This is a genomic window from Kitasatospora sp. NPDC059803 (assembly GCF_042732255.1).
Classification (GTDB): Bacteria; Actinomycetota; Actinomycetes; order Streptomycetales; family Streptomycetaceae; genus Kitasatospora.
Genome location: NZ_JBHWIJ010000533.1, coordinates 1 through 2,304, shown reverse-complemented (window position 1 = coordinate 2,304; position 2,304 = coordinate 1). Strand labels below are relative to the sequence as shown.

3 protein-coding genes are annotated in these 2,304 nt (G+C 75.8%); all 3 read left to right on the top strand.

All coding sequences use genetic code 11. From position 1 onward, the window contains the following. On the top strand, positions 1-498 hold a 498-nt coding region (locus ACFV6I_RS39185), incomplete at its 5' end, for a sensor histidine kinase (RefSeq protein WP_380431035.1). Further along, positions 495-1,166 carry a response regulator gene (locus tag ACFV6I_RS39180; RefSeq protein WP_380431032.1) on the top strand — a complete coding sequence of 224 codons (672 nt, stop codon included), beginning with the start codon at positions 495-497 and terminating at the stop codon, positions 1,164-1,166. The genes ACFV6I_RS39185 and ACFV6I_RS39180, both read left to right, overlap by 4 nt. Before the next feature lie 160 nt (positions 1,167-1,326). Then, on the top strand, positions 1,327-2,304 hold a 978-nt coding region (locus ACFV6I_RS39175), incomplete at its 3' end, for a substrate-binding domain-containing protein (RefSeq protein ID WP_380431029.1).

Here is a 2,304-nt window from a genome sequence, read left to right as displayed (position 1 = left end):
CTCGGCCTCCAGGCCCTCACCGAACTGCGCGGCCTGCTCGGCGTCCTCACCCCGGCCTCCGACCAGGGCCCCTCACTGCACGGACTGCCCGCCCTCGTCGAGGAGTCCCGCCAGGCCGGACTCGCCGTCGACCTCACCCTCACCGGCCCCGCCGAAGGACTGCCCGCCCCCGGACCGGCCGTGCAGTACGCCACCTACCGGATCGTCCAGGAAGCCCTGACCAACGCCCACAAGCACGCCCCGGCCGCCGAGGTCGCCGTCACCGTCGAGGTCCACCCGGACGGGCTGCGCCTGGACATCGTCAACTCCCCCGCCACGGCGGCCGACCCGGACGGACCTCGGCTGCCCTCCGGCGGCCACGGCCTGGACGGCATGCGCACCCGCGCCGACGACCTCGGCGGCACCCTGCACGCCGGCCCCACCACCGAGGGCGGCTTCGCCGTCCGGGCCCGCCTACCGCTGACCGCCGCGAAGACGACCGCCGAGGCCGCCGCGTGATCACCGTCCTGCTCGCCGACGACGAGACCATGGTCCGCACCGGACTGAAACTGCTGCTGCGGGCCGAGGCCGACATCACCGTCGTCGCGGAGGCCGCCGACGGCGACCAGGCGCTGGCCGCCGTCGCCGACCACCGGCCCGACGTGCTGCTGCTCGACCTGCACATGCCCCGGCGCAACGGCCCGGCCGTGCTCCACGCGCTGGCGGACGCCGACTGCGCAACGAAGGTCCTGATCCTCACCACCTTCGACAGTGACGAGCACCTGTTCCCGGCCCTCCACGCCGGGGCGAGCGGGTACCTGCTCAAATCCGCGCCGCCGGACGAACTCCTGCGGGGCATCCGGGCCTGCGCGGCCGGCGAGACGGTGCTCTCCTCCCGGGTCGCCGGCCGGGTGGTGGCCCGGATGCTCCAACAGGACACCGCCCTCGCCGGACACACCCCCGCCTCCGCCGAATCAGCGCTGGCCGGCCTCACCCACCAGGAACGGGCCGTGCTCGACCTCCTCGCCGAGGGCCTGCCCAACGCGGCCGTCGCCGAACGGCTGGCGCTGTCCGTCTCCACCGTCAAGACCTACGCGAGCCGGATCAACACCAAGCTCGGCGTGACCAGCAGACTCCAGGCGGCCCTGCTGCTCCAACGGCTGCGCACGGGCGGGCAGGGGGCCTGAGCACCGCTCAACGCCGGGGCGGCCGCGGGGACGGCGGGCCCGCGCGGGCAGGCCGGTGGGGTACCGGGGTGCGGCCCCGCGGTCATACTTGATCGGAAGTCGATCGAAAGATATGGTCCGATCAACCAGCGGCGGTTCGGAGCAGTACGGGGGACAGGCGATGACCATCTCGGCCGAGGAACGTCGGGACCTGATCCTCAAGGCCGTCGGCGAGGCGAGCGGGCCCCTGCGGCTCGCCGACCTCGCGGCGCGGCTCGCCATTCCGGCGGTGACCGTACGGCGGGACGTCGCCGCGCTGGCCGAGGCCGGCCGGGTGGGGCGCTCGCACGGGTTCGTCGTACGGCGCACACCGGAGAAGCCGACGGACGGCGAGGGCGGGACCCGCACCCTCGGGCTGCTGGTGCCCTCCGTCGGGTCGTACTTCGACGAGCTGATCAACGGCGCCCGGGCCGCCGCGACGGCGGCGGGCGCCCGACTCGTCCTCGGCATCGCCCCCTACGAGGCCCGCGACGACCACACACAGGCCGAACGGCTGCTGGAATCCGGCCTCGACGGGCTGCTGCTCGCACCCAACCTCCTGCCGGGCCGGCCCGCGCAGGCCCACGACTGGCTGGACGACCTGCCGGTGCCCGCCATCCTGGTCGAACGCGGCGCGCCCGAGTACGGGGGCCCCGGCGCCGGCCTGGACTCCGTCGGCTCGGACCACCGGCAGGGCGTCCTCCTCGCGCTGCGCCACTTCGCCGACCTCGGCCACGACCGGGTCCTGCTCGCGGCCCGCGGCGACTCCTGGACGGCCCGGGAGGTCCGGGCCGGCTACCAGCACGGCACCCGGCTGCTCGGACTGGCCGCCCTGCCCGTCCTGGACACCCTCGGTGACGACGGCCGCCCCGCCGACTCCGACCGGCTCGCCGGGCTGATCGCCGACGCCGTGTCCGACGGCGTCCGCGCCGCCCTCATCCACAACGACCAGGACGCGATCCAGCTGCTCCCGCTGCTCCGCGCCCGCGGCCTCGCGGTGCCCGACGACCTCGCGCTGATCGCCTACGACGACGTGTTCGCCGCCCTGGCGGCCCCGCCGCTGTACCCCGGCGCCCCCCCCCCCCCCGCGGGCGGGGGCTCCCCCCGCGGCCCCCCTCTG